We start from the raw sequence: 22,663 nt of genomic DNA, 5'->3' as shown, positions 1-22,663 counted from the left end.
GGTTGCACTCGCGTGCTACTGATCACGTTCACTTGGGGTTTCAGGCCTCGCGCGGCTCCACGCTGTCGCGTTCGCGGCACCTCTGGCCACAGGGGATGACAGCCGATGGCACGGTGCTGTCGGGCAGGCCGACGTCGGCCGCCCCACCTCTGCTGGGATTGGCAACGTAGCACCGAGAAGCCGCTCTGATTAATACCTCTGACAAAAGTTTGTCAGAGAATCCGCGCGGGCCAACGGCCGACGGCGGCCGCCCTGCTCGGTTTTTCGTTCAACGGCAGCTGCCGTTTCGTCCCGAGCCCAGTTCCCGCAGCATGGCTCGGCAGGACTTTCCCACGGGGCTTGCGCGCCCCGGCTCCGGACTGTCCGCGAGCCGCTGAATGGTCAGGAAGGAAGGTCATGTCCAGCCATGACACGACTGCCACAGTCGGGCCCGAGGCCCCGCACTGTCCGTACCCGCTGTACGCCCGGCTGCGGACGCGAGGAGTGACCTTCGTCGAGGAGGTCAACGCCTTCATGGTCACTCGGGCGGAGGACATCGACACGGTGCTGCGTGATGTCGAGACGTTCTCGTCGTGCGACGCGCTCGGCCTCCCGCCGCCCGAGCCGGGGAACGGGCCGGCGGAGACGGGGTTCTACCTGGTCACGAGTGATCCGCCGGAACACAGCCGGCGCCGCAGGTTGGCGCACAGGGCGTTCACTTCCGGCCGGATCGCTCGTTTCGAGCCGCAGATGCGGGCGATGTCCGTGGAGCTGATCGAGGGTCTGCGCGGGCGGGCAGAGGTCGACTTCGTGGCCGACTTCGCCGTCAAGCTGCCCATCGCCGTCATCAGCACTGTGTTGGGGGTCCCGGAAGCGGACACCGCTGCCATGCGGCGGCTCTCGGAGAAGGTGCTCTCCTTCCTCAACGAGGCCCCCGACCCGGTCGGCTTCATGCGGGCCTGCGAGGAGTTCGGTGCGCTCCTGGCGCCGGCGTTGGAGGCGGCGGCCGGTGTCGAGCAGGAGAGCACCATCCTGCACACGATCGCAGCGTCCGGGCTCGACGCTCAGGACGCCACCCGGTTCGTCATCGAGTTGCTGTTCGCCGGTAACGTCACGACCGCCGATGTCATCAGCAGCAGCACCAGGATGCTGGCCGAGGATCCGCGGCTGGCCGACCGGTTGCGGCAGGACCCGTCGCGGCTGACGACGTTCCTCGAGGAGTCGCTGCGCCTGGAATCGCCCGTTCAAGGGCTGTACCGGACCGCGACCCGTGACACCGAGCTCGGCGGCACGCCGATTCCGGCCGGCGCTCGCCTCCTGGTAAGTTTCGGCGCCGGCAATCGTGACCCGAAGCTCGCCGAGCGGCCCGACGAGATCGACCTCGATCGCGTTTCGCCCCACTCCCACCTCGCGTTCGGCCGGGGAGAGCACACGTGCCTGGGCCACGCACTCGCCCGTCTCGAGGCGCGCACCGCTCTGGAGGTGCTGCTGGGCACGGTACGACGCTTCGAGTTGGCGGTCCCACCGGACCAGCTCGACTACCAGCCCGACCTCCACGCCAGGCATCTGCGGTCCCTGCCGCTTCGTCTGTACTGGTCCTGAGAGACGGCGCCGACAGGGGGAGTTGAGCCGCGGGCCACCGTCCGTACCCATCCGCTCGGGCTGCTGTCGCACATCGAGGGCAAGAACTTCGCCGGCGGCCGGCCCAGGCCGGTCAGGCCCGGCCTGGGCCGATGCAGCGCCTGCTGTGCTACTTCCGGCCGACGCCGGCAACCTGACAGCCGGACGGCACCTCATCACTCGCGTGGTGCTGGAACTGGACGGCAAGGCGCCGCTCGTCGTCCCGGCCGACGCGGACATCGACCCAGCAACTGCCGCGGCCGGCTTCGCAGTTCGGCGCGCTCGTGCACACGGCTGCCCGCGACCACGTGCCGGCGCTCATCGAGGAAGCCCGCGCACAGGGCGCCGAGGTCCTGCCGGGCGGTTCGGCGGACGGACTCCACCTCCGGCTGACAGGCAGGTGAGCGGCACCCCATAGGACCCGCTCTTGTTCCTCGGCGGACAGGGGCTAAGCACTCATGAGGAAGCTCGTGCCGGTCAGTTCCTCGGACAGCGCCCACAGGCGTTCGGCCGCCGCCGGATCGCTCGCGGCAGCGGTAGGGCTGACCAGGGTGGGGCCGCCGCGCATCCCCGAGAAGCCGTTCGGCCCGACGTAACTCGCACCAGGAAGATCCTGGGTCGCGGCGAAGAGCGTCGGCAGGGCACCGGCCTCGGCATCCTGCGCGACCAAGCGGATGAACATGCGCAGCACCGGTTTTGGGGTGCGCAGCAGATTTGTCGCCGCGAGGCCGGGATGCGCGGCGAGCGCACGCACAGGTGATCCGATCTCGCTGAGCCGCCGCTGCAACTCGAGCGTGAAGAGCAGGTTTGCCAGCTTGGACTGGCCGTATGCCTCCCGGGCGTTGTAGGCGCCGTTGAGGTCCAGGTTGTCGAAGTTGATTCCGCTCACCCACTGGTGCGCAGCGGCGGAGACCGTCACGACGCGGTCGGTGATGTGCGGCAGCAGCAGATTGGTGAGCGCGAAGTGGCCGAGGTGGTTGATGCCGAAATGCGTCTCGAAGCCGTCCCTGGTGCGCCCCTCCGGCGCCATCATCACGCCCGCGTTGTTGATCAGCAGGTCCAGATCGCCGTCCCAGGAGGCGGCGAACTGACGCACCGATGAAAGGTCGGCGAGGTCGAGATGGCGGACCTCGTGGCTACCAGGGACCGTGGCCGCGGCCTCCCTGCCTTTGTCGAGGTCGCGCACGGCGAGCACCACATGCGCGCCGGCCTTGCCCAGGGCCTGAGCCGTAGGGACGCCCAGACCGCTGTTCGCGCCGGTGACGACTGCGGTGCGGCCGGTCAGGTCGGGCATCTGGCTGATGTTCCAGGTGCTTTTCATAGGGGCAACGCCCCGGTACAGGGCTTGATCCTTGTCACGGAGCCACTTTTGACCGTGCTCGCCGACTGACGCCAGCTGGCCTTTCGATCATCGAAATCCAGACCTCAGGAAGCGTCAGGCGTGGGCGGGAAGGCGCAGCGAGATGGCATCCGCGGCTCTGCGCACCTCGGGTGCCAGCCGGTCCAATTCCTCCGCTTCGGGTGCCAGAACGCCGAGCGCCGCGACGAACCGGCCCTCGGCGTCGAAGACAGGCGCGGCGACCGATGCCGTTCCGACTGTCAACTCACCCCGCGAGTAACCGACTTGCGCATCCCGCACCCCGGCCAACTCGGCTGCCAGCCGACCGGGACCGGCGATGGTCCGTGCCGTGTACCGGCGCAGCGACGTGCACTGCAGGACGCCGCAGACCCCCGGGTCGTCCGAGTAGGCCAGGATCACCTTTCCCACGCCGGTCGCATGCAGCGGGAGGCCGCCGGCCACCTGCGCCACATTCGTGACCGCCCGGGGCCCGGCGACCTTCTCGACGCACACGGCCTGGTGATGGCCGGCGACGGCCAAGTGAACGACCATGTGGGTATGGCCCGCCAGGGACTGCATGACCGGGCGTGCCGCGCGGCGCAGGCCACGCTGTCGCGGTGCGGCGGAGCCCAGTTCCCACAGCCCCATTCCGATCTGGAGGCTACCGTCGTCGTTCCGCTCCAGGGCGCCCTCGGCTATCAGCTCCCGTGACAGTCGGTAGGCGGTCGCCACCGGGATCCCCGACCGGCGTGAGATTTCCGTGAGCGTCATCGGGGCGGCGCTGCTTCGGCAGGCGTGCAGAATCGCGAAAACACGGCTCGTGCTGCTGCGGCCCGGCTCATTCGAGGTTGGCATGATTGCGCCGACGCCGTCTCAGATCGCCGCTCGAAGGCCGAGGCGTCGGTGAACGGCCTCGCAGGGCGCGGGCGTGACGGTGACGCGGGTACGCCTCTCAAGACCGCCAGGGCCGCCCCAGCCGACGGTGACCTCGGTGCCGGGCTCGGCGTACTTCCGCGACGTCGTGAAGTGTTCGTCCGACTGCGGCCGTGTGCTGTGAAGATCGAAGGCCACGGGTTCTCCCTCTCTTGGATCGCCAGGAAGGGGCAGGCCAGGGGGCGAGATCCGGGCGAAGGCCCCGCGCCGACGATGGGGGTGCCTCCGGCGGGCGTGGTGGGTGGGTCGGTGGGGGGGGGGTGGGTGGGTCCAGCTCCAGGGGGAGCGCCAGGTACGAGCAGAACCGGGGCGCGACCATCGAAGCGCCGCGGTGAGTCTCAGAGCACGACGTCGACCCGAGCCGGGCGGCGGACCATGACCAGGCCCGGAGCGGGCTCACGGCGATAACCGGGAGCGAGCCGCAGCTTGGGGAAGCGTTCCAGCAGCTGCTCCAGGACGACGCGGGCCTGCAACCGGGCCAGTGGTGCGCCGAGGCAGGTGTGGATGCCGTAGCCGAAGGCCATGGGAGTGGCCTGTCCCGCCGGGCGGTCGAGAGAGTAGTCGGCGGCGTCGGCGCCCCAGGCCCGATCGTCCCAGTTGGCCGACTGGAGGCTGACAGCCAGGCGGTCGCCGGGTTCGACGGGGCAGCCGGAGATCTCCCGCTCCTGCGTCACGGTGCGCAGCACGTACTGCAGGGGTGCGTCGTGGCGCAGCGACTCTTCGATCGCCGTGGGGATGAGGGACCGGTCGGCGAGCAGCCGTTCCCAGTGGCTGCGGTCCGCCAGTAGTTCGTGGAGGAGGTTGGTGATCAGACTGGCAGTGGTGTCCGTGGCGGCCACGATCAGCTGGAAGGCGTGAATGACGGCCTCGACCGGGGTGAGCGGCGGCTCGCCGTCAGCGGGGTGCGCGAGACCGTCCAGGACACCCTCCCCGGTGGCCGGGGCGGCAGCCAGGGCGGCGAACTGCTCTCCGAGGTAGCGGGTGAGTGCCACGAACTCCGGCATGTCGATCGACACCTGTGGGATGACGTCGTCGATCGCGTCGGCCCACTGTTGCAGGCGGTCCCAGTCCTCCTCCGGCAGACCGAGGAAGGCGTACACCACACGGGTCGGTACCTGACGGGCCAGGTCGTGGTAGATCTCGGCCTTCTGGCCGGGCTGCCACGCGTCGAGGACATCGGTCACGATGTCGCGGACGCGTGGTTCCTGCTTGCGGACCACGGCGGGAGCGAACCAGCGCCTGAGACGGGCGCGCAGCGCCGTGTGGTCGGGCGGGTCCAGCATGGTGATCGTCGCCGCAGGCAGGTCGGCTGTCCTGGCACCGCCTTCCAGGGCGAAGTTGTCGATGGACGAGTACGCCTCATGGGCGGTGAGGATGTCCCGTACGTCGTCATGGAGAGTGAGAAAGTGCACGCCGGGGCGTGGCTGGGACACCGGGCAGCGGTCGCGGGCCTCCGCGAGCCGGGCCGCGGGATCGGCATTGTGGGCGGGGTCGAGCGGATCGTAGGGAGCGAGGTGCGGCAGAGTCACGGTCACGTCCTCACGTAGCGGGTGTCGTACGGGCAGGGGCGGGGATCGGCGCTCCAGCTCCGAGGCGCTTGAGTTTGATGACGGGGAGCCGATGATTGACGGCCACGGCGGTTGCCGTACCACCGTCATGGCGCCATCTCAGCAGCGCACTGCGGTCGTCCACCGATCCGGCGAGGACTTCGGGGGTTCCGGTGAGGGGGAGTTCGCCGCTGATCTTGATATCGAGTCCGGACTGCTCGGTCCAGAAATACGGGTCGGGCCGATAGGGCCGCGCCGACTCCCCGTGCAGCAGGCTCGCCGCGGCCGCCCTTCCCTGCTCGACCGCGTTGGTCCAGTGGGGAGTCCGGCGCCCCTGGCGCGATACGACGTCTCCGGCGGCGACGATTTGGGGGGCGACGCGGCAGCACGCGTCGGCGACCAGGCCGCCGCCCGCGTCCAGGGCCAGGCCGGAGTTCTCCAACCAGTCGGTGTTGGGCACATCGCCGGCCGCGCAGACGATCACGTCGGCCGTCAGGACCGACTCCCCGCAGCGCACGCGGTGTTCGTCGAGCACTTCGACGCCGTCCGGTGCGACCCGGATCCGTATGCCGTGGTCACGGGCGGCCGCGACGGCGAGATCGGCCACCCACGGCCCGAGCAGCCTGAGCAGCGGTGGTACGAGGTCGACGACGGTGACCTCCAGGCCGAGGGCACGGCAGGTCCCGGCGACCTCCATGCCGAGGAAGCCACCGCCCAGCACGATCGCGCTGTGGGCCGCGGCCAGCCGGGAGGCGAGGGCCGAGGCGTCGTCCAGGGTGCGTACCACCAGGTCGCTGTCGCCGGTGAGGCGGCGTGCCCGGGCACCGGTTGCGATCACCAGCCCGTCGTACGGTATGTCGGTGCCGTCGGCCGTTGTCACCAGACGGTCGCGCGTGTCGAGCCGCACGGCCCGTGCTCCGGTACGGAACTCGATGTCCTCGCTCGGGAGCGGCAGCAGAGCCGACTCCGCGGACTCCCGGCCTGCCAGCACGCCTTTTGAGAGGGGAACGCGCGAGTAGGGCGGATGAGGCTCCTCGGAGAGCACGGTCACCTGGCCGTCGTAGCCCTCGGTACGCAGGCTCTGCGCCGCCGTGACCGCGGCGATGGACCCACCGACCACGACGATCCGTTTCACGGCTGCACCTTCAACGCCGCGACGGGACATACCCGAACGGCGGCCGCGACGACACTTTCGTACTCCGAGTCCACCTCGTCACGCGTCAGGTGCAACTCGCCCTCGTCGTCGAGGCGGAACACCTCGGGGGCGGTCTGTTCGCACAGCCCGTGGCCCTCGCAGCGCTCGAAGTCGACCACGATTCGGGTCATCTCACTGTCCTTCCATGCGTACGGTGACGGGAAGCGAAGCGGTGGCGCTCGCACCGCCGGGCTGGTTCGAGGCCTGCCGGCCACCGCCGACGAACGGCGGCCGGTGGGCGACGAACCCGCTCGGACCGGCAGCATCGTGGACTTTCCGGCCTCGGCCGCCCGACCTCTGCTCAACCGGGAACGTAGCACCCAGATGTCGCTTTGATTAATACCTTCGACAAAAGTTTGTCGGAGCGGCTCGGTGTGGGTCGGCGCCGCGAAAGATCGAGACGGCGTCCGTCATCGCCACCGGCAACGACAGCGTCAATGTCGGGCGCGGAACACACGTGCTGGGCCAGAGTTCCATGCTCGAACCGCGCATGCGAGCAGGTCTGCTGGGCCAGGTCGCGCCGGTCGGGGGCGGGGGTGTCGGCCGGTGTCGGTCGAACCGCTCGACGAGCGAGCGTGCCGCTCTTCGACCGTCGCCCGCGGGACCATCGAAAGTAACCGCAGCTTCCTGACAAATGTTTGTCAGAGCTGTTCAGCGAGGCGAGTCGCGGTGCTACGTTGTTTGCGTCGCGGAGGCGGAGCGGTCGATGACGCCCCGTCCGACGGCGCCGGGTCCTCGGTGCGTCGTCCTCCGAGAGAGCGTGACGACCGAGGAGCGTCGCCCTGAGCGGGAACACAGTCGCCGATAGAGGCCGGGCAGCGCATCGAAGTTCTGGCCACCCCCTGCCGCCCAACAACAACGCCACCGTCACCGCCGGTGCCGAGTGGCATGCGGTCTGATCATTTTTCAGCTGACAGAACCGGTTGTGAGTCCGGTAACACGCATGGAATGAGAACGACATGAGGGAACCGCTGAGCTACGAGATCGCCCGCCGAGCCACCGAGGCGGCCGTTGAGGCGGCGCGTGCCGAGGGAGAGCGAATCAGTGTCACTGTTGTCAACCGCAGCGGCATCACGAAGGCCGTGCTCGCTGACGACGGCGCCGGGCCGATCGCGGTCTCGACGTCGCGCCTGAAGGCCTACACGGCAGCGGTCATGGGCATGACGACCGCCGACTTCGCCGAGGCGGCCGCGAGCCCGGCCATGAAAGCGAATCCGGTACACCTGGTCGACCCCCTGCTGCACCCGGTGCCGGGGGGATTCCCGATCGTCGCGGACGACGGCGAAGTCATCGGCGGCATCGGGGTGGGCGGGGCCCATGGGGGTGTGGACGCCCGCATCGCGGCCGAGGCGCTGAAGAGCATTGCCGACCTGCTGACCTGAGGGTCGATCGTAGGCAGAGAAGAGGGTGATCGAGGACGTTCTCGTGGCCCTGGCCACGAGAACGTCCTCGTGGCCAGGGCCACGGCACTCGATGTGCCCAGGACATGGCGACAGAAGGGATGAACGGCATTGACCGCCAAGGTGCACCGTCGGCTGCCACGCCCAGCTGAGCTTCGTGAGCTGTTGCGCCCCGCTCCGATCCAACTCAACGGCACGGAGCGCCGGCTGGCGCGAGCGGCTTCCATCGCCGACCTTCGCGCTCTCGCCCGACGACGGGCGCCCCGGGCGGTCTTCGATTCGCCGACGGAGGGGCCGGGGTGGGGGAGCTCGCGCTGCGTCGAGCTCGGGAGACCTTCCGGCGCCTGGAGTTCCATCCGTCGGCGCTCCGCGACGTCTCCCATGTGAGTACGGAAACGGTGATCCTCGGCAGACCGTCCGCCCAGCCTTTCGGGTTCGCTCCCACCGGCCTCACGCGCGTGATGCACACCGGAGGGGAACGAGCCGTCGTCGCCGTCGCCGAGCAGGCCGGGATTCCCTACGCCCTGTCCACGATGGGCAGTACCACGATCGAGGACACGGCGGCGGCCGGCCCTCAGGCGCGGAAGTGGTTCCAGCTGTTTCTGTGGCGTGATCGGAGCTCGGCCAAGGATCTGGTCGACCGTGCGGCCGCGGCCGGGTACGACACGCTGATCCTCACCGTGGACACCCCGGTCGCCGGGACTCGGCTGCGCGACGTGCGCAACGGGCTCACCGTGCCCCAGCAGCTCACGTTGCGTACCTTCGTCAACGGAGCCCTTCACCCCCGTTACTGGTTCGACCTGCTGACCACCGAGCCACTCACCTTCGCCAACCTGGCGGCCTCCGGGGGCACGATCGCCGACCAGATAGGCCGCGTCTTCGATCCCGCGATCACGATGGCCGACCTCGAATGGCTCCGCGGCCACTGGCAGGGCAGCCTCGTGGTCAAGGGCATCCAGTCGGTGCCTGATGCCCAGCGAGTGGTTGACGCCGGCGCGGACGGCATCGTGCTCTCCAGCCACGGCGGGCGGCAGTTGGACCGGGCCCCCGTACCCGTCGAGTTGGTCCCGGCCGTGCGCGAGAGGCTGGACGGACGGGCGGACATCCTGGTCGACACCGGTGTGACGACCGGTGCTGACATCGTGGCCGCCCTGGCGATGGGTGCCAACGCCACGTTGGTGGGTCGTGCCTTCCCCTACGGCTTGATGGCCGGCGGTCAGCGTGGGGTCGCTCGTGCCGTGGAGATCCTGTCGCGTGAGGTCGTCCAGACCATGGCACTGCTCGGGGTCAACAGCGTCACCGAACTACGCCCGGAGCACGTCTCGATCCGCTTCCCCTGACCACTGGGGCGACTGCGCCCGCCGCGCCGGCGCCCGGCCCTGAGTGCGACCTACACCGACTGACAACTGTTCATCAAGCTCGGTAGAGAGTAGTGAGAGTATGGCCAACGAGATCAGCACCCCCGTCACCGCGGAGGTCACGTGTGCTGGTGAGAACGTCACCGTGGCCGGGCTGAACGCGTATCTGTCCCGCCCGTGGGAGGCGGCCTCCACAGGCGGCATGTTGCTGTTGCCGTCGATCAGCGGTATCTCGCCGCAGTTGCGCGAGTTCGCCGACGGCCTGGCCGCCGCTGGAGTCACCGCGCTGGCCTAGGACATCTGGCGCGGTCGGCCCGGCAGAGATGACCCGTCACAGATGGAGACCCAGTCTCAGTGGGCGTCGGAACTGGATGACGAGTCCAGCCTGACCGAAATGGGCAAGCTGCTCGACCACATGTTTGACGAGCTGGGTTGCCGACAGGTCGGTGTGATCGGCTGGTGCATCGGCGGCCGGTTCGCGCTGCTGCTCGGCGGAGGGGACAGCCGGTTGGCGAACGTCGTCGCCTATCACCCCACCGTGCCGGGCTCACCCGCACCGAACCACACCCTGGATGCCACCGAGTTCACCGCCCGGATCGCCGGGCCCGCCATGATCCTCTATCCAGGCGCGGACGAGGTGGTGCCGGTGGAGAGCTTTCATCGGCTGCGGGACGCCCTGAACTCGCGGACCACCGGGCCGAGCATCACCCATGTCTACCCCGGAGCCGGGCACGGCTTCACAGCCCGCGCACTGCACGGCGACCCGGTCAACAAGGCGGCCACCGACCTGTCCTGGCCCCAGGTCATCGCGTTCATCCGGGCCACCACCCTGCTCTGAGCGGACTCGTTGAGCAGGACATACGATCGCCGATGACCGAGCCCCCTTCCGCGAATCCGCGGAAGGGGGCTCGGTCATCGGCCACGACGTCCTCTAGTGCCCCGGCAGGCAACGTTTGCCCGTTGAGGAGCGGCGTCCGGTGCGTGCTCTCGGCGTGCCGGCCGGAAGGCTCCGTCGATGGACCGGACGTACTTGGGCTTTCGGCCGGTGCGGCGAGTGGGGGCACCTCCCACGCCTTTAAGGCAGTGGGGGAGCGTGCCGGGCGTCGCGACGGGGCGAACGTTGCCTGTCGGGGCACTAGCTGAGTGCTCCCGTCGTGACGGTGACCGGGAGGCTTTCCAGACCCCGGATGACGTTGTTGAGGTGCCGTCGTGGTGTGCCGGCCAGGTGGATCGCCGATACGCGATCCAGCAGCGCCGACAGGATCGCGTTGCCCTCCAGCCGTGCCAGTCCCTGGCCGGCACAGGCGTGCACTCCGGAGCCGAACCCGACGTGGTCCATCGGCGCCCGGCCCACGTCGAACTTGTCCGGCTCCGGCCACTTGCGCGGATCCCGGTTGGCCGAACCGAACAACATCGCCACCTGAGCCTGCGGCGGGATCGTGACGCCGTCGATCTCCACCGGCCGCGTCGTACGGCGGAAGAACACCTGCACCGGTGATTCGAACCGCACGACCTCCTCGAAAGCGGAATGGAGCAACGTCCGGTCGGAGCGCAGGGCCGTCCACGCGGTCGGGTGCTCGGCGAACAACCACAGCGCACTGCTGATCGCGTTGATGGTCGTGTCCATGCTCGCCACCAGGTACGCGCGCAACAGCTGTCCCACCTGGTGCTCCTCGATCACGCCCCGGTCGGCCGCCTGATACAGCGCCTCGCCCCAGCCACCCGGCGCAAGGTTGTCGCGGTTCATCATCGAGATGAGCTGCTCGAGCAGCCGGTGGGAGACCTGCACCGACGCCGTCGTCCGCTCGTTGAGGGGACCGAAGGTGTTGAAGAACGCGTCGGCGAATACGAGCACCTCGTCCCGCGCGCTCAGGGGCATCCCGATCAGATCCGCCACCACTGTCAGCGGGAACACCCGCGCCAGATCATCCACGACGTCGAATGAACCGCGGGCCACCACGGCCTCGACCAGCTCAGTCGCACGCCGGGCTATGCCGTCTCGCAGCCCTGCCAACGCACGCGGGGCCAGGCTCTCCGAGAGCACCGCGCGCAGCACTTCGTGCTCCGGCGGGTCCGTCGCCAGCACACCACCTCGGCGGCGTTCGTTCAGCGACGGCTCATAGCCCACGCTGTCCACGGAGGAGAACCGTTCGTGGTCGCGCAGCGCCGCCCGTACGTGCTCGTACCGGGGCAGGGCCCAGCAGTCGTAGCGCTCCAGGTACACAGCGGCGCCCGTCTCCCGCAACACCGCATAGGCGGCGTAGGGATCGGTCAGGACATCGTCGGCGAAGATGTCCACATCGGATACCGGAGTAGCGGCCGTAGTCATCCTTGACTCCCATCATTCATCGCGGTGAACCGCAGGTCATGCGCAGCGCCGGGCCGGCTCCCGGGCCGGCGCTCTTCTCAGGCGCCGATCATGTTGAAGCCGCCGTCGGCGTTGAGGTAGACACCGGTCATGTGGGAGGCGTCGTCGGTGGCGAGGAAGAGGGCGGTGCCCGCGAGTTGGGCCGGGCCGGGGATGCGGCCCATCGGAGTCTTGGCGATCATGTCCTCGCGGCGGCCGGACTTCCAGTCCGCCCGGTTCAGGAGCGTCTCGGTCTCGATGAAGCCGGGTGCGAAGGTGTTGACCCGGACGACGGGTGCGAAGGCCTGGGCGTAGGACTTGGTGATGCCGAGGATGCCGTACTTCGCGGCGGCGTACTGCGGCGCCCGCGCGCTGCCGCGCACGATCACGGTGGAGCCGATGTTGACGATCGAGCCGTGGCCCTGGTCCAGCATCCGGGAGCCGAACTCGTGCGTGCAGAGCATGGTTCCCTTGATGTCCACGGCGAGTACGTGGTCGATGGACTCCTCGGTGAGGTCCCGCCAGGACATCTGGTCGCCCGCCACGTCACCGACGTTGTTGACCAGTACGTCGAGGCCGCCGAACTGGATGAAGACCTCCTCGGCCATGCGGACGACGTCGGCGTGGACGGCGATGTCGGCCTGCACGGTGAACGCCTCGCCGCCCACCTCCTTGATGCGGGCGACGGTCTTCTCGGCTCCGGCGGCGGAGCTGCGGTAGTGGACGGCGACGTTGGCGCCCTCCTGGGCCGCGCGGACGGCGATCTCGGCGCCGTAGCCGGTGCCGGCGCCGGTGACCAGGACCGTGCGGCCCTCGAAACGGCGGGGGATGGGCATGGGGGGCGGGGTGTGGTCGGACATGCGGGTCCTTGTCTGCGATGGTCGGACGAGGGTTCCGGGGGCGGGGGACACAGACAGCCGGCGGGCTGTCGCGGCTCTCAGCCCCCGGACGGCCGCTGGGCGGGGCCGGTGAAATGCTGGCGGATCTCGCCGATGCCCTCGATGCGGCTGACGAGTTCGTCCCCATCGGTGAGGTAGCGCGGCGGGTTCATGCGGTTGCCGACGCCCGCCGGGGTGCCGGTGAAGACCAGGTCACCAGGGAAGAGCGGCAGCACGGCCGAGAGCCGGGCGATGAGCTCCGGCACCGGGAAGATCATGGACTTGGTGCGGTCCTGCTGGACGACCTCGCCGTTCAGCAGCCCGGTGATCTCCAGGTCGTCGGGGTCGTCGAGTTCGTCGGGGGTGACCAGGACAGGGCCGATGGGGCCGAAGCCGGGGAAGGACTTGCCCAGGCTGAACTGGGCAGGTTTTCCCCGGAGTTGGGTGACACGTTCGGAGAGGTCCTGACCCACGGCCAGGGCGGCCACCGCTTTCCAGGCGTGGTTCTCGCTCACCTGGTACGTCTCGCGGCCGATCACCGCGACGAGTTCGACTTCCCAGTCGACCTTGCCCCGGGGGAGGGCGACGCTGGTGTGCGGACCGGTGACGCAGGCCGGGAACTTGGTGAAGACGAGCGGCTCGTCGGGCGGAGTGAAACCGGCTTCCGCGGCGTGCGGCGGATAGTTGAGGGCGACGGCGAACACCTGGCGGGGGCGCGGCACCGGCGCGCCGAGCGCGATGGGGTCGACCGGGATGTCGTATGCCTCCTCGGGCAGCCCGGCCGCCCAGTCGCGTAGGCGTGGCCAGTCCTCCAGCAGTGCCATCGGGTCGGTGGGCAGTCTGCCGTGCGAGGCCCAGCGGACGTTCGCGGCCCGATCGCCGCTGACCACGACGGTGTGGCCGTCGAGGACGCCGAGCCTCACCAGTCCACCTTCTCGGGTACGGGGGTCCCACGCCCCTCCTGCCAGCTGACGATGGGGGTGCGCAGGACGCCGAGCCGCTCTACCTCGGCCTCGACGACGTCGCCGGGCTTCAGGTACATGTCCGGGTCGCCGCTGAAGCCGGCCACGCCCTGGACGGTGCCGGTGGTGATGAGGTCGCCGGCGCTGTAGCCCTGCGGGGAGTGGTAGGCGACCAGGTGCGGGATGGAGACCGACATGCGGCTGGTGTTGGACTTCTGCCGGACCACGCCGTTGACCCGCAGTTCCATGTCGAGGTGCTGCGGGTCGGGGATCTCGTCGGCGGTGACGATGTACGGGCCGACCGGGCAGAAGGTGTCGATGGCCTTGCAGAAGGAGAAGACGCCGGACTCCATCTCGCGGCGCTGGATGTCGCGGGCGGTGATGTCGTTGAAGACGACGTAGCCGGCGATGTGGTCGGCAGCGTCGTCGACGCCGAAGAACTTGCCCGGCTTGCCGATGACGACGGCGATCTCCAACTCGTAGTCCAGCTCACTGGTCAGGTGCTCCGGGTAGATGACCGGCTCCTCCGGGCCGACGATCGCGTCGACGTTCTGGAAGAACACGATGCCCTTGTGCATGGGGTGCGACCAGTCGACGTTCTTCGACTCGTCCTCGTGCTCACGGAAGTTGCCGGACGTGTGGAAGAACTTCTTCGGCACGATCGGCGCGCGCAGCTTCACGTCGTCCAGCCGCAGCCGCTCACCGGTCTCCAGGACCTCGCCGTCGCGCTCGAAGTACTCCCGGGTGCTGCCGACTTCGAGGGGCAGCACGAGCCGTTCCTCGAGTTCCAGCCTGCCGACCCGCCCGTCGTCGAAGGTGATCAGCTTCACGATTTTCTGCCTTCTTTCGAGGAGTGAAAGTAATATTCACTGTGTGAACTTGGAGTTGAGTATTGAAGGGTCATCGTGGACTGTCAAGGCGTCGCCAGGGGCCAAGGCGTTGCCAGGGACTGAGGTCCGCGGTCATCGGAACCGGATGCGCTTGGCTCGCCCAGAAATACGCGCAACTGCAGAGCGAGCATCGAGTAGTAGCCGACCAGCGTCGTCAGCTCGAACACGCCTCGCTCTCCGGCCGCGCTCACGGCGTCGGTGTACTCGTCGTCGTTCAATGTGCCGCACCGCAGCAGTGCTGTCGTCGCCCGCAGGGCAGCGCGCTCGGCCGGCTCGGTGAGTTCCGGCATCCCGCCGGCGCGCAGTGCGGCCATCTCCGATTCGGCCAGGCCACCGCTGGTGCGGCCGACGGCCTCGTGAGCTTCCCGCTCGAAGGCGCTGCCCCAGTGGGCGGCCACGGCGAGGATCGCCATCTCCCGCACGCGATCGCTCAGCGAGGAGCGGTAGCGCACGGCCGCGCCGAGGGCCTGCGTCGCGAGACCCACCGGAGGGCTCAGCAACATGGCGTTGAAGGGGCCACGCAGCCGCCCCTCCTGGTCGGTCAGTGGGAACGCCTGCGGCCCCGAGGCGCGGGCGCCGCCGGTGATGGCCCGGTAGACCTCGGCCTGCTCCTCGTCCAGTTCACCGGGCAGCAGCCCGGCCAGTCGTACTCCCATTTCCGTCCTCCTCGTCGTCCCGTGGCGGGTGAGTCTGATGCCGACTTCCATACAATGAAAGTGACGTTGCTCCGTCGTAGCGCCCACCGTGCCCAGCAGACAGAAAGCGAGACCTTTCGTGCCGCCGCGTGAAGAACCGACCAGCTCCCTGCCCGCCGACGGCTCCGCGGCGTCCAAACGCAGCTACCACGTCGAGGCGCTGGCCAAGGGGCTGCGGCTGCTGGGGCAGTTCTCCGAACAGCGGTCGTCGATGAAGCTGACAGACATGGCCGTCGAGGCCGGGGTGCCGTTGCCGACCGCCTTCCGGATGGCCGCCACCCTGGTGACCGAGGGGTTCCTGGAGCAGCTGCCGGACGGCGCCTATCGTCCGGCCCCCAAAGTCCTCACGCTGGGCTTCGCGGCGTTGCGCGGCATGGACGTGGTGGAACTCGCCGACGGGCCGCTGCGCCGGCTCGCCGCGGCGACGGGCCAGACGGTCAACCTGGGCACCCTGTCCGGCGACCAGGTGCTGTACCTGATCCGGCTGCGCAACAACGACCTGGTGACCGCGAACATCCAGGTGGGCTCGCGGCTTCCGGCGGTCAACACCTCCATCGGAAAGGTCCTGTTGAGCAGCCTGGACGACGCCGAGCTGGACAAGCGCCTCACCGAAGAGTCCTTCACCGGGGCGACCGGCCCCAACGCGATCCGGTCGCCGGCGGAGCTGCGGCCGGTGCTGGCGCACATTCGCGAGCGGGGCTGGGCGGTGCAGGACGAGGAACTCGCCTACGGGCTGCGCTCGGTGGCCGCGCCCCTGCGTGACGCCTCCGGTTCGGTGGTGGCCGCGGCCAATGTGGCGGTGCCCGCGATGGGGTTTCCCGTCACCCGCCTGCTCGACGAACTGCGCCCGCGCCTGCTGAACACATGTCAGGAGATCACGCGGCTGCTCGGCGGAAGTTGACGGACGAGGCAGCCTGCGGTGCCGTCCTGCCCGGTCGGCTCCTGACTCAGACGAGGGTGCGGCCGCCGTCCACATAAAGCACCTGCCCCGTGATGAATGACGCGCGCGCCGAGGCGAGGAAGAGCACGGCGCCGACCACGTCCTGCGGGGTGCCCAGGCGTCCTGCCGGGACCAGGCTGAGCATTTCCTCGCGCATCCCCGGCCTGTCCAGGTACTCGCGGGTGAGTTCGGTCTCCGTGTAGCCAGGGGCGACCGCGTTGACGGTCACACCGTCGGCGGCCCACTCCCGGGCCATCACCTTCGCCAGCTGGTCCAGTCCGCCCTTGGTCGCCGCGTAGGGGGCATGGTGCGGGTGGGCGAGCCGGGAGGAGACCGAGGAGAAGAACACCATGCTCCCGCGCCCTGCCCGGCGCATCAGACGTCCCGCCGCCCGCCCTGCGTAGAAGGCGCTCGACAGGTTCAGCGTGAGGATCCGTTCCCACGTCTCGTCCGGTGTGTCGACCACCGCCCGGCGGTCGTTCGTTCCCACCGCGTGCACCAGCACGTCCAGCCCGCTGAGCGCATCCGCCGCCGCCCGGACGGCTTCCTCGCAGGCCGTCGAGGACGTGACATCGGCCGGAATCACGTGCACATCGGCGTCCGCGAGTGCCGGATCGTCCCGCAGTGCCTTGAGCTTCGCCTCGTCCACGTCCACGACGGCCAGGTGTGCCTCGGCCTCCGCGAGCCCTCGGGCGCAGGCGGCACCCAGGCCGCCGGCCCCTATGACGAGCGCCCGGCTGCCTTCCAACCCCAACCACGTCATGGTCACACTCCTTCACTTTCGTACAACGAAAGTAGCTTTTACAAAGACGATAAGCCGTCCGGTGATGCGATGTCTATTGCGGAGGTGCGTCTCGACCGAGCAGGAATGACACGAAGCGGTGGTCCGGATCCCACCGGTCACGGATGGTCTTGAGGCGCGACAGCGCGTCGGGGGAGAAGTAGGCGTCGGGTCCCAGGCCGCGGGATGCCATGGAGTCGGCGCTCATCTGGCTTCCCATGGCCACCGGTTCCAGCCGCCGGGTGTGGTCGATGACCCATGCCTGCATGTCCGCGTCCCGGCTCGGGTCGTCCCATACCGCGACCAGTTCGACCAGGGTCTCCCCGAGGAAGGAGAAGGCCATGTCCGGCAGTTCGGGGTGGCCGACGAGGTTCATCCAGTTGACGTGGGACCGGGGAGAGGGGATCGAGGTGAGGGCTGCGTCGAGGGCCGGAACCAGGGCGGATGCCGACGCGTTGGACATGATGTTGTCGTGGGCGTACCGGAGGCCGGCCGGGTAGAGGTCATCCACGCCCGTGACGTCCTGCATGCCCCCGACCGCGACGGGGTCGATGTGCCAGATCGCCTTGTCCCGCAGGGGCGCGTTCGTGAAGGGCGCGAGCGCCTCGTCGGCCTCGCGCTCGGAGTCGGCGAAGGCGTACAGACCCAGCAGCATCGTCGGGCCGTCCGGGGAGCCGGCCACGTGTTGGGTGATGCAGAGGGACGGATCCACGATCGGTGACATCTCGTGACGGATCCCGTGCAGCCAGCCGAAGAGGTCACCACGTATCGCGAGCGGGTAGTTGTGCGCGGTGGCTTTGATCACGGCCGGCTTTGGCCGCAGTTCCAGGTGGAAGGCGGTCACGACGCCGAAGAACCCGGGTCCGGCGCCGCGGGCCGCCCAGTAGAGATCGCTGTTGTGCGACTCATCGGCCCGGACCGCCTCGCCGTCCGCCGTGACCACGTCGACGGCCCGGACCAGGACACATCCGGGCCCGTGGGCACGCCAGTTCCATCCCAGGCCCCCGCCCAGAAGGAATCCCCCCACGGCCACCGTCGAGCAGTGGCCGTGGGGAAAGAACAGCTCCAGCGGGTCCAGCGCCCCATCGAGGTCCTGGCCGAGGACTCCGGGTCCGACGACCGCGGTCCTGGCCTGAGCATCGATGTCCATACGCGCAAGGCGTGACACGTCGACGAGGAGCGCGCCCTCGCGCAGACCGGCGGCTGAGGTGCTGTGTCCGCCCGCGCGCACGGAGACCTGAAGCCCTCGCTCGCCGGCCAGGCGAACGGCCACCGCGACGTCGTCGGCGTCCTCGGCCAGCACGATTCCGGCCGGCCGTCGTGCGGGCTTACGGCCGTTCCACACGGCGTCGCGACGAGCCTGCTCGTAGCCCTCGTCGCCGGACCACAACAGCTTCCGCTCCAGCTTTCTCTCAAGTGGCACGGCTCTTCCCTTCGATGTGACAGATGCCGGGCGCTCACGCATCGGCGGAGGTGATCGAGGACAGCTGAATCGGGTCGGAAACCGACGTCAGCGGCGCGTGACTCCTCCGTCGACGGCGATGATCTGGCCGGTGATGAACGCGGCTTCGTCGGAGGCGAGGAACGCCACCGTGTTGGCGACGTCCGCCGGCTTCTGCCGCCGCTTCAGGTCCTGCATCTGTACGGTCATGCCGAAGAACTCGTCACTCACCGCCTGGAGAGCGCTGGCTGTCTCGGTCAGGCTGGGTGCGACGGCGTTGACCGTGACATCGTGGCTCGCCAGATTCGCCGCCAGCACATGGGTGAATCCGTTGAGGGCACCCTTTGACGAGACGTACGCGACGAAGTGCGGCTGGGGTGTCCAGTAGGCCACCGCCGATATGTTGATCACCCTGCCGGCGTCGGAGTGCTTGAGGTCGTCGAGGAATGCCTTGGTGGTCAGGAACGCGCCGTCGGCATTGATCGCGAAGGTGCGTTTCCACTGATCGAAAGTCGCGTTATCGAAGTCGCCGAACGGCACGATGCCCGCGTTGTTCACGACGATGTCGATACGGCCCAGTGCGTCCCGGACCTCTCCGGCGAAGGCATTCACCTGCGCCTCGTCGGACACGTCGACCTTCGCGCTGAAGAACCGTTGCCCGGTCGCTTCCACCAGCGCCTTGGTCTCATCGGCCAGGTTGATGTCGGCGACTGCGATGTCGGCGCCTTCGGACGCCAGTTTTCGGGCGATCTCCTGCCCGATTCCTGCACTACCGCCGGTCACTACGGCGATTCTGCCCGTCAAACGTCCAGCCATGACACAACTCCTTTGTTGCGAATGGTCAGAGAGATCCGTAACCGTCACGCCGGTCTGGTCTGATCCAGTGGCGCGCGCCGCCGTCCCGCAGCCGACCGTGCGGCGGGTAGGGGCCGTGCGACTCAGGGCTAGGGCCCTGGTGTCTTGTCTTCGCTGGACATGGCGTCCTCCCTGTCCGTGCGGCGGCAGCTCGGCGGGATCGGCTGCGGCAGGCCGGTCCGGGCATAATGCTGCGGGGCTCCGGCGCGCAGAGGAACATCCCCTTTCGTTGATTGAAAGCGGTGTCCGGCACGGAACGGGACAGCCGGCACCGCCCTCCTCACCGGTTCCTAGGGTGCCCGGCCCTTCGTCGCGCCTCGTCGTCGTCCGACCGAACCTGTGAGGGCTTCGATCGAGGCGTGCGCATCCTGCACTTCCTCGGTGGTACCACCGTCGAGGTCGGCGGCGGCCGGGCGGTGGCACAGACCGAGATGACCATCTCCCAGCGTGGCCCGGTGTCGTGTGCGACGGGTCCTCGACCGGTGGCCGGGTAGGGGGTGAGGGCGCGTGATGGCCAGGTGCACACCCTGCACGCGTGACGGGGGCCGGGCGGTCGGCGGCGACGCGCATCCCAGCCGAGAGATCCGCATGCCGGGGATGACCGCCGCCGGTGGCTCGGTGTGCGTTGAGCGTCCGTCTGTGTGCGTTCCATGGGCTGTCTGACGAGCATCGCCGGTTCCTACGCTCCTCCCATCGAAGCGCGGATCGTGCAAGGACCTGGAGGAACCACATGAAGGTGGACGTAGGGCTCGCCGACCATTACGAGCCGCTGATCGGCGGGAAGCGCATGTCGATCTCGACGGAGGCGTTCGACGCCGTCAACGCGGCGACCGGTGCCCGGCTCGCGACGATCACCCGTGGGGGAGCGGACGACATCAACGCGGCGGTGGCAGCCGCGAAGTCGGCGTTTCCGGGGTGGGCCGCGACCCCCGTGGCGCAGCGGTCCGCACTGCTGCACCGGCTCGCGGACTGGGTCGAGGAGAACATCGACCGTCTGGCTGTGATCGACGCGATGGACATCGGTCGCACCATCGGGGAGACGGCGATCGATCACCGCATCGCGATCAGCCAGTACCGTTTCTTCGCCGCCGCGGCGGTCACTCACACCGGGTGGAACAACCCGGTCCCCGGCGGCTGGGCGATCGCCAAGCGTGAGCCTTTGGGTGTCGTCGGTCAGATCATCCCGTGGAACGTGCCGGCCATCATGACGGCCTTCAAGCTCGCGCCGGCGCTGGCCGCGGGCAACACGCTGGTGCTCAAGCCGGACGAGAACGCCTCCCTGTCGACCCTCGAACTCTGCGTGGCACTCGCGGAGATCTTCCCGCCCGGCGTGGTCAATGTGGTGCCGGGGATGGGGACCGAGGCGGGCGCCGCGCTGACCGCCCACCCCGACGTCGAGAAGCTCGCTTTCACCGGCTCGGCCGAGGTCGGCCGGATCATCGCGCACGCGGGTGCCGACCGGCTGGTTCCCGTCTCCCTCGAACTGGGAGGCAAGAGCCCGAACATCGTCTTCCCGGACATCGACGACCTGGACCGGGTGGTGGACAACGCGGCCTTCGCCGCCACGTACTGCAACGGCCAGTCCTGCCTCGCGGGCACGCGGCTCTTCCTGCACGACGACCTCTACGACGACTTCCTGAGCCGGCTGACCGGCGTGTTCGAACGGATCACCGTCGGTTCGCCGGTCGATCCGGCGACCCGGCTCGGCTGTCTCGTCTCGCAGACTCAGGGCGAGCGGGTCCTCGACTTCATCGCCTCGGGCAAGGAGGACTCCAACCTGGTCACCGGGGGATCGCGTGCCACCGTTCCTGGCAGCGAGGCGGGCTGGTTCATCGAACCGACGGTCTTCGAGACGGACAACACCTCGCGGATCGCACAGCAGGAGATCTTCGGTCCGGTCCTCTCGGTCATCCGCTGGCGGGACTACGACGAGATGATCGAGCAGGCCAACGGCGTCGACTACGGTCTCGCGGCCGGGGTCTACACCTCCAACCTGGCGCACGCCATGCGGACCGCGGACCGGCTCAAGGCCGGCTCCATCTGGGTCAACCAGTACTTCAACCTCGTCGACGGTTCACCGTTCGGCGGGTACCACGGCAGCGGGATCGGGCGGGAGTACTGCGCGGAGACCCTGGACATGTACACGCAGCTCAAGTCCGTCGTCATCGCGGAGCAGGCCCCGCCGCCGATGTTCGGCTGAGCCGGTACGCGGGGGACCGTTCCGACGGCCCCCGCGTCGCTCCCCCAGGAGCCGCGCTCACAGCCCCGGGACCTCACGTCGTCCGACATCCCGCACTCACAGAAAGGCCCCCGTCATGACACATGACGTCCAAGCGGCAGTCGTGATGGAGAAGGACGGACCGTTCACCATCCGCGACATCACGCTCGCCCCTCCCCGGCCGGGAGAGGTACTGGTCCGCAACAACTCCGTCGGCGTGTGCCACACCGACATCATCATGCGAGAGCAGTTCTTCCCCGTGACCTTCCCGGCGGTGTTCGGGCACGAGGGCGCGGGAGTCGTCGAAGCAGTCGGCGAGGGCGTCCGCTCGGTGGCGCCCGGCGACCACGTCATCCTCGGCTTCAACTTCTGCGGTAGTTGTGACAACTGCCTGCGCGGCAAGCCGGCCTACTGTCTCGACTACTACGGCTGGAACTTCTCCGGCCGCCGCGTCGAGGACGGCACCAGTGCGATCAGCATGGATGGCCGGGAGATCTCCGGGCACTTCTTCGGGCAGTCATCTTTCGCGACGCATTCCGTGTGCCCCGAGCGCAGCCTGGTCAAGGTTCCCCAGGACGTGCCTCTGCATCTCCTCGGGCCGCTGGGCTGCGGCATACAGACCGGAGCGGGTGCGGTGCTCAACTCGCTCGAGGTCGAGGCGGGAAGCAGCATCGTGGTGTTCGGAACCGGCGGAGTCGGCCTCAGCGCCATCATGGCCGCCGTGGTCGCGGGTGCCACCACCGTCATCGGCGTCGACACACGGCCCGAGCGGCTGGAGCTGGCACGTGAGCTGGGGGCGACGCACACCATCGACGCGAGCAGCCAGGACGTCGCCGCGCGCATCGCGTCCCTGACCGGTCACGGGGCCCACTACAGCGTCGAGACGACCGGCAGTCCCCAGGTGCTGCCGCTGGCGGTCGACTGCCTGCGAGTGACCGGTGTGTGCGGCACCATCGGGGCCTCGCCCATGGGTACGACCGCGGCGATCACGATGAACAACCTGATCTTCGGGCGCACGATCCGCGGAATCTGCGAGGGGGACAGCGTGCCGGGAGTGTTCATCCCGCGGCTCATCGAGCTGTTCCGCCAAGGTCGATTCCCCATGGACAGGATGATGCGGACGTACCCGTTCGACGACATCGAGAAGGCGTGCGCGGACGCGAGCGAGGGCCGCACCATCAAGCCGGTCATCGTGTTCGACTGAGCGCCCGCCCGTGTGCCGAGACCGCCCTCACGACGGCCTCGGCCACGGGCTGCGAGACGGCAGGCAGGGTGACCGCTGCAG

The 22,663-nt window shown here is 68.9% G+C and carries 23 protein-coding genes; 9 read left to right on the top strand and 14 right to left on the bottom strand.

The annotated features are described in order from the left end of the window. The first annotated feature begins 396 nt into the window (after positions 1–396). Entirely contained in the window at positions 397–1,581 is a 1,185-nt protein-coding gene (locus tag Q4V64_RS06390; RefSeq protein ID WP_124445788.1) for a cytochrome P450, read from the top strand. A gap of 466 nt (positions 1,582–2,047) precedes the next feature. Here the strand turns inward: Q4V64_RS06390 and Q4V64_RS06385 are convergent, their stop codons facing one another. The 6 genes from Q4V64_RS06385 to Q4V64_RS06360 all read right to left on the bottom strand — a co-directional run bounded on the left by Q4V64_RS06385 (position 2,048) and on the right by Q4V64_RS06360 (position 6,744). Beyond that, the gene (locus Q4V64_RS06385) at positions 2,048–2,920 is read right to left on the bottom strand and encodes an oxidoreductase (protein ID WP_124445787.1); all 873 of its coding nucleotides are present in this window, start codon (positions 2,918–2,920) and stop codon (positions 2,048–2,050) included. Between the two features lie 114 nt (positions 2,921–3,034). Beyond that, positions 3,035–3,793 (bottom strand): IclR family transcriptional regulator, encoded by a 759-nt coding sequence (locus Q4V64_RS06380; protein ID WP_124445786.1) that lies wholly within the window; start codon positions 3,791–3,793, stop codon positions 3,035–3,037. Positions 3,794–3,811: 18 nt separating this feature from the next. Further along, positions 3,812–4,009 carry a hypothetical protein gene (locus Q4V64_RS06375; RefSeq protein WP_124445785.1) on the bottom strand — a complete coding sequence of 66 codons (198 nt, stop codon included), beginning with the start codon at positions 4,007–4,009 and terminating at the stop codon, positions 3,812–3,814. A 200-nt stretch (positions 4,010–4,209) separates the two neighbouring features. After that, positions 4,210–5,400, bottom strand: coding sequence for a cytochrome P450 (locus Q4V64_RS06370; RefSeq protein ID WP_253267615.1), 1,191 nt, complete (start codon positions 5,398–5,400; stop codon positions 4,210–4,212). A 10-nt stretch (positions 5,401–5,410) separates the two neighbouring features. After that, positions 5,411–6,553, bottom strand: coding sequence for an FAD-dependent oxidoreductase (locus Q4V64_RS06365; protein WP_124445945.1), 1,143 nt, complete (start codon positions 6,551–6,553; stop codon positions 5,411–5,413). After that, positions 6,550–6,744 carry a ferredoxin gene (locus tag Q4V64_RS06360; protein WP_124445944.1) on the bottom strand — a complete coding sequence of 65 codons (195 nt, stop codon included), beginning with the start codon at positions 6,742–6,744 and terminating at the stop codon, positions 6,550–6,552. The genes Q4V64_RS06365 and Q4V64_RS06360 overlap by 4 nt, the downstream gene beginning before the upstream one ends. Before the next feature lie 828 nt (positions 6,745–7,572). Between Q4V64_RS06360 and Q4V64_RS06355 the strand changes: the two genes are divergently transcribed. From Q4V64_RS06355 to Q4V64_RS06345, 4 genes are all read left to right on the top strand, one after another. After that, entirely contained in the window at positions 7,573–7,995 is a 423-nt protein-coding gene (locus tag Q4V64_RS06355) for a heme-binding protein (RefSeq protein WP_124445943.1), read from the top strand. Positions 7,996–8,312: 317 nt separating this feature from the next. Continuing rightward, complete coding sequence (locus Q4V64_RS06350) at positions 8,313–9,353, top strand: alpha-hydroxy acid oxidase (RefSeq protein WP_301184640.1); 1,041 nt, start codon at positions 8,313–8,315, stop codon at positions 9,351–9,353. Positions 9,354–9,453: 100 nt separating this feature from the next. Continuing rightward, on the top strand, positions 9,454–9,666 hold the full coding sequence (locus Q4V64_RS54785; RefSeq protein WP_253267614.1) for a hypothetical protein: 213 nt from the start codon (positions 9,454–9,456) through the stop codon (positions 9,664–9,666). Positions 9,667–9,708: 42 nt separating this feature from the next. Beyond that, a complete protein-coding gene (locus Q4V64_RS06345) occupies positions 9,709–10,209 on the top strand; it encodes a dienelactone hydrolase family protein (protein ID WP_253267613.1) in 501 nt (166 codons plus the stop codon). 297 nt (positions 10,210–10,506) lie between these two features. On the opposite strand, the gene Q4V64_RS06340 is transcribed toward Q4V64_RS06345, so the two are convergent. The 5 genes from Q4V64_RS06340 to Q4V64_RS06320 all read right to left on the bottom strand — a co-directional run bounded on the left by Q4V64_RS06340 (position 10,507) and on the right by Q4V64_RS06320 (position 15,104). Beyond that, complete coding sequence (locus tag Q4V64_RS06340) at positions 10,507–11,700, bottom strand: cytochrome P450 (protein ID WP_124445942.1); 1,194 nt, start codon at positions 11,698–11,700, stop codon at positions 10,507–10,509. A gap of 77 nt (positions 11,701–11,777) precedes the next feature. Next, positions 11,778–12,554 (bottom strand): SDR family oxidoreductase, encoded by a 777-nt coding sequence (locus tag Q4V64_RS06335; RefSeq protein ID WP_124445952.1) that lies wholly within the window; start codon positions 12,552–12,554, stop codon positions 11,778–11,780. 101 nt (positions 12,555–12,655) lie between these two features. Further along, positions 12,656–13,519, bottom strand: a complete 864-nt coding sequence (locus tag Q4V64_RS06330) for a fumarylacetoacetate hydrolase family protein (RefSeq protein ID WP_124445941.1) — start codon at positions 13,517–13,519, stop codon at positions 12,656–12,658. Next, positions 13,516–14,388: a fumarylacetoacetate hydrolase family protein gene (locus Q4V64_RS06325; protein ID WP_124445940.1), complete on the bottom strand. Its 873-nt coding sequence runs from the start codon at positions 14,386–14,388 to the stop codon at positions 13,516–13,518. Before Q4V64_RS06325 ends, Q4V64_RS06330 begins: the two co-directional genes overlap by 4 nt. A gap of 83 nt (positions 14,389–14,471) precedes the next feature. After that, positions 14,472–15,104, bottom strand: coding sequence for a carboxymuconolactone decarboxylase family protein (locus Q4V64_RS06320; protein WP_124445939.1), 633 nt, complete (start codon positions 15,102–15,104; stop codon positions 14,472–14,474). A 118-nt stretch (positions 15,105–15,222) separates the two neighbouring features. On the opposite strand from Q4V64_RS06320, the gene Q4V64_RS06315 reads away from it, so the two are divergent. Continuing rightward, complete coding sequence (locus Q4V64_RS06315; RefSeq protein WP_124445938.1) at positions 15,223–16,044, top strand: IclR family transcriptional regulator; 822 nt, start codon at positions 15,223–15,225, stop codon at positions 16,042–16,044. A gap of 46 nt (positions 16,045–16,090) precedes the next feature. Here Q4V64_RS06315 and Q4V64_RS06310 read toward each other — a convergent pair whose 3' ends face one another. From Q4V64_RS06310 to Q4V64_RS06300, 3 genes are all read right to left on the bottom strand, one after another. Beyond that, positions 16,091–16,846: an SDR family oxidoreductase gene (locus Q4V64_RS06310; RefSeq protein ID WP_172629667.1), complete on the bottom strand. Its 756-nt coding sequence runs from the start codon at positions 16,844–16,846 to the stop codon at positions 16,091–16,093. Positions 16,847–16,919: 73 nt separating this feature from the next. Then, positions 16,920–18,287 carry an FAD-binding oxidoreductase gene (locus Q4V64_RS06305; RefSeq protein WP_216377787.1) on the bottom strand — a complete coding sequence of 456 codons (1,368 nt, stop codon included), beginning with the start codon at positions 18,285–18,287 and terminating at the stop codon, positions 16,920–16,922. An 87-nt stretch (positions 18,288–18,374) separates the two neighbouring features. Continuing rightward, positions 18,375–19,169, bottom strand: coding sequence for an SDR family oxidoreductase (locus Q4V64_RS06300; RefSeq protein WP_253267611.1), 795 nt, complete (start codon positions 19,167–19,169; stop codon positions 18,375–18,377). Between the two features lie 350 nt (positions 19,170–19,519). Between Q4V64_RS06300 and Q4V64_RS06295 the strand changes: the two genes are divergently transcribed. The 3 genes from Q4V64_RS06295 (at position 19,520) to Q4V64_RS06285 (ending at position 22,582) form a co-directional block, all read left to right on the top strand. Further along, positions 19,520–19,654, top strand: a complete 135-nt coding sequence (locus Q4V64_RS06295; RefSeq protein WP_301184639.1) for a hypothetical protein — start codon at positions 19,520–19,522, stop codon at positions 19,652–19,654. 236 nt (positions 19,655–19,890) lie between these two features. Next, a complete protein-coding gene (locus Q4V64_RS06290; protein ID WP_124445937.1) occupies positions 19,891–21,360 on the top strand; it encodes an aldehyde dehydrogenase family protein in 1,470 nt (489 codons plus the stop codon). A gap of 115 nt (positions 21,361–21,475) precedes the next feature. Then, positions 21,476–22,582, top strand: a complete 1,107-nt coding sequence (locus Q4V64_RS06285; protein ID WP_124445936.1) for an NAD(P)-dependent alcohol dehydrogenase — start codon at positions 21,476–21,478, stop codon at positions 22,580–22,582. Positions 22,583–22,663: the final 81 nt, after the last annotated feature.

This window comes from Streptomyces sp. NL15-2K (assembly GCF_030551255.1).
Lineage (GTDB): Bacteria > Actinomycetota > Actinomycetes > Streptomycetales > Streptomycetaceae > Streptomyces.
Note: the sequence above shows the minus strand (reverse complement) of the source record. Positions and strands in the feature narration are given on the sequence as shown.

What these genes read in the sequence shown, in the direction of transcription:
- Q4V64_RS06390 (WP_124445788.1), top strand. Translation starts at nt 397, where the DNA reads ATGTCCAGCCATGACACGACTGCCACAGTCGGGCCCGAGGCCCCGCAC.
- Q4V64_RS06385 (WP_124445787.1), bottom strand. Translation starts at nt 2,920, where the DNA reads ATGAAAAGCACCTGGAACATCAGCCAGATGCCCGACCTGACCGGCCGC.
- Q4V64_RS06380 (WP_124445786.1), bottom strand. Translation starts at nt 3,793, where the DNA reads ATGCCAACCTCGAATGAGCCGGGCCGCAGCAGCACGAGCCGTGTTTTC.
- Q4V64_RS06360 (WP_124445944.1), bottom strand. Translation starts at nt 6,744, where the DNA reads ATGACCCGAATCGTGGTCGACTTCGAGCGCTGCGAGGGCCACGGGCTG.
- Q4V64_RS06355 (WP_124445943.1), top strand. Translation starts at nt 7,573, where the DNA reads ATGAGGGAACCGCTGAGCTACGAGATCGCCCGCCGAGCCACCGAGGCG.
- Q4V64_RS54785 (WP_253267614.1), top strand. Translation starts at nt 9,454, where the DNA reads ATGGCCAACGAGATCAGCACCCCCGTCACCGCGGAGGTCACGTGTGCT.
- Q4V64_RS06345 (WP_253267613.1), top strand. Translation starts at nt 9,709, where the DNA reads ATGGAGACCCAGTCTCAGTGGGCGTCGGAACTGGATGACGAGTCCAGC.
- Q4V64_RS06340 (WP_124445942.1), bottom strand. Translation starts at nt 11,700, where the DNA reads ATGACTACGGCCGCTACTCCGGTATCCGATGTGGACATCTTCGCCGAC.
- Q4V64_RS06335 (WP_124445952.1), bottom strand. Translation starts at nt 12,554, where the DNA reads ATGCCCATCCCCCGCCGTTTCGAGGGCCGCACGGTCCTGGTCACCGGC.
- Q4V64_RS06320 (WP_124445939.1), bottom strand. Translation starts at nt 15,104, where the DNA reads ATGGGAGTACGACTGGCCGGGCTGCTGCCCGGTGAACTGGACGAGGAG.
- Q4V64_RS06310 (WP_172629667.1), bottom strand. Translation starts at nt 16,846, where the DNA reads ATGACGTGGTTGGGGTTGGAAGGCAGCCGGGCGCTCGTCATAGGGGCC.
- Q4V64_RS06290 (WP_124445937.1), top strand. Translation starts at nt 19,891, where the DNA reads ATGAAGGTGGACGTAGGGCTCGCCGACCATTACGAGCCGCTGATCGGC.
- Q4V64_RS06285 (WP_124445936.1), top strand. Translation starts at nt 21,476, where the DNA reads ATGACACATGACGTCCAAGCGGCAGTCGTGATGGAGAAGGACGGACCG.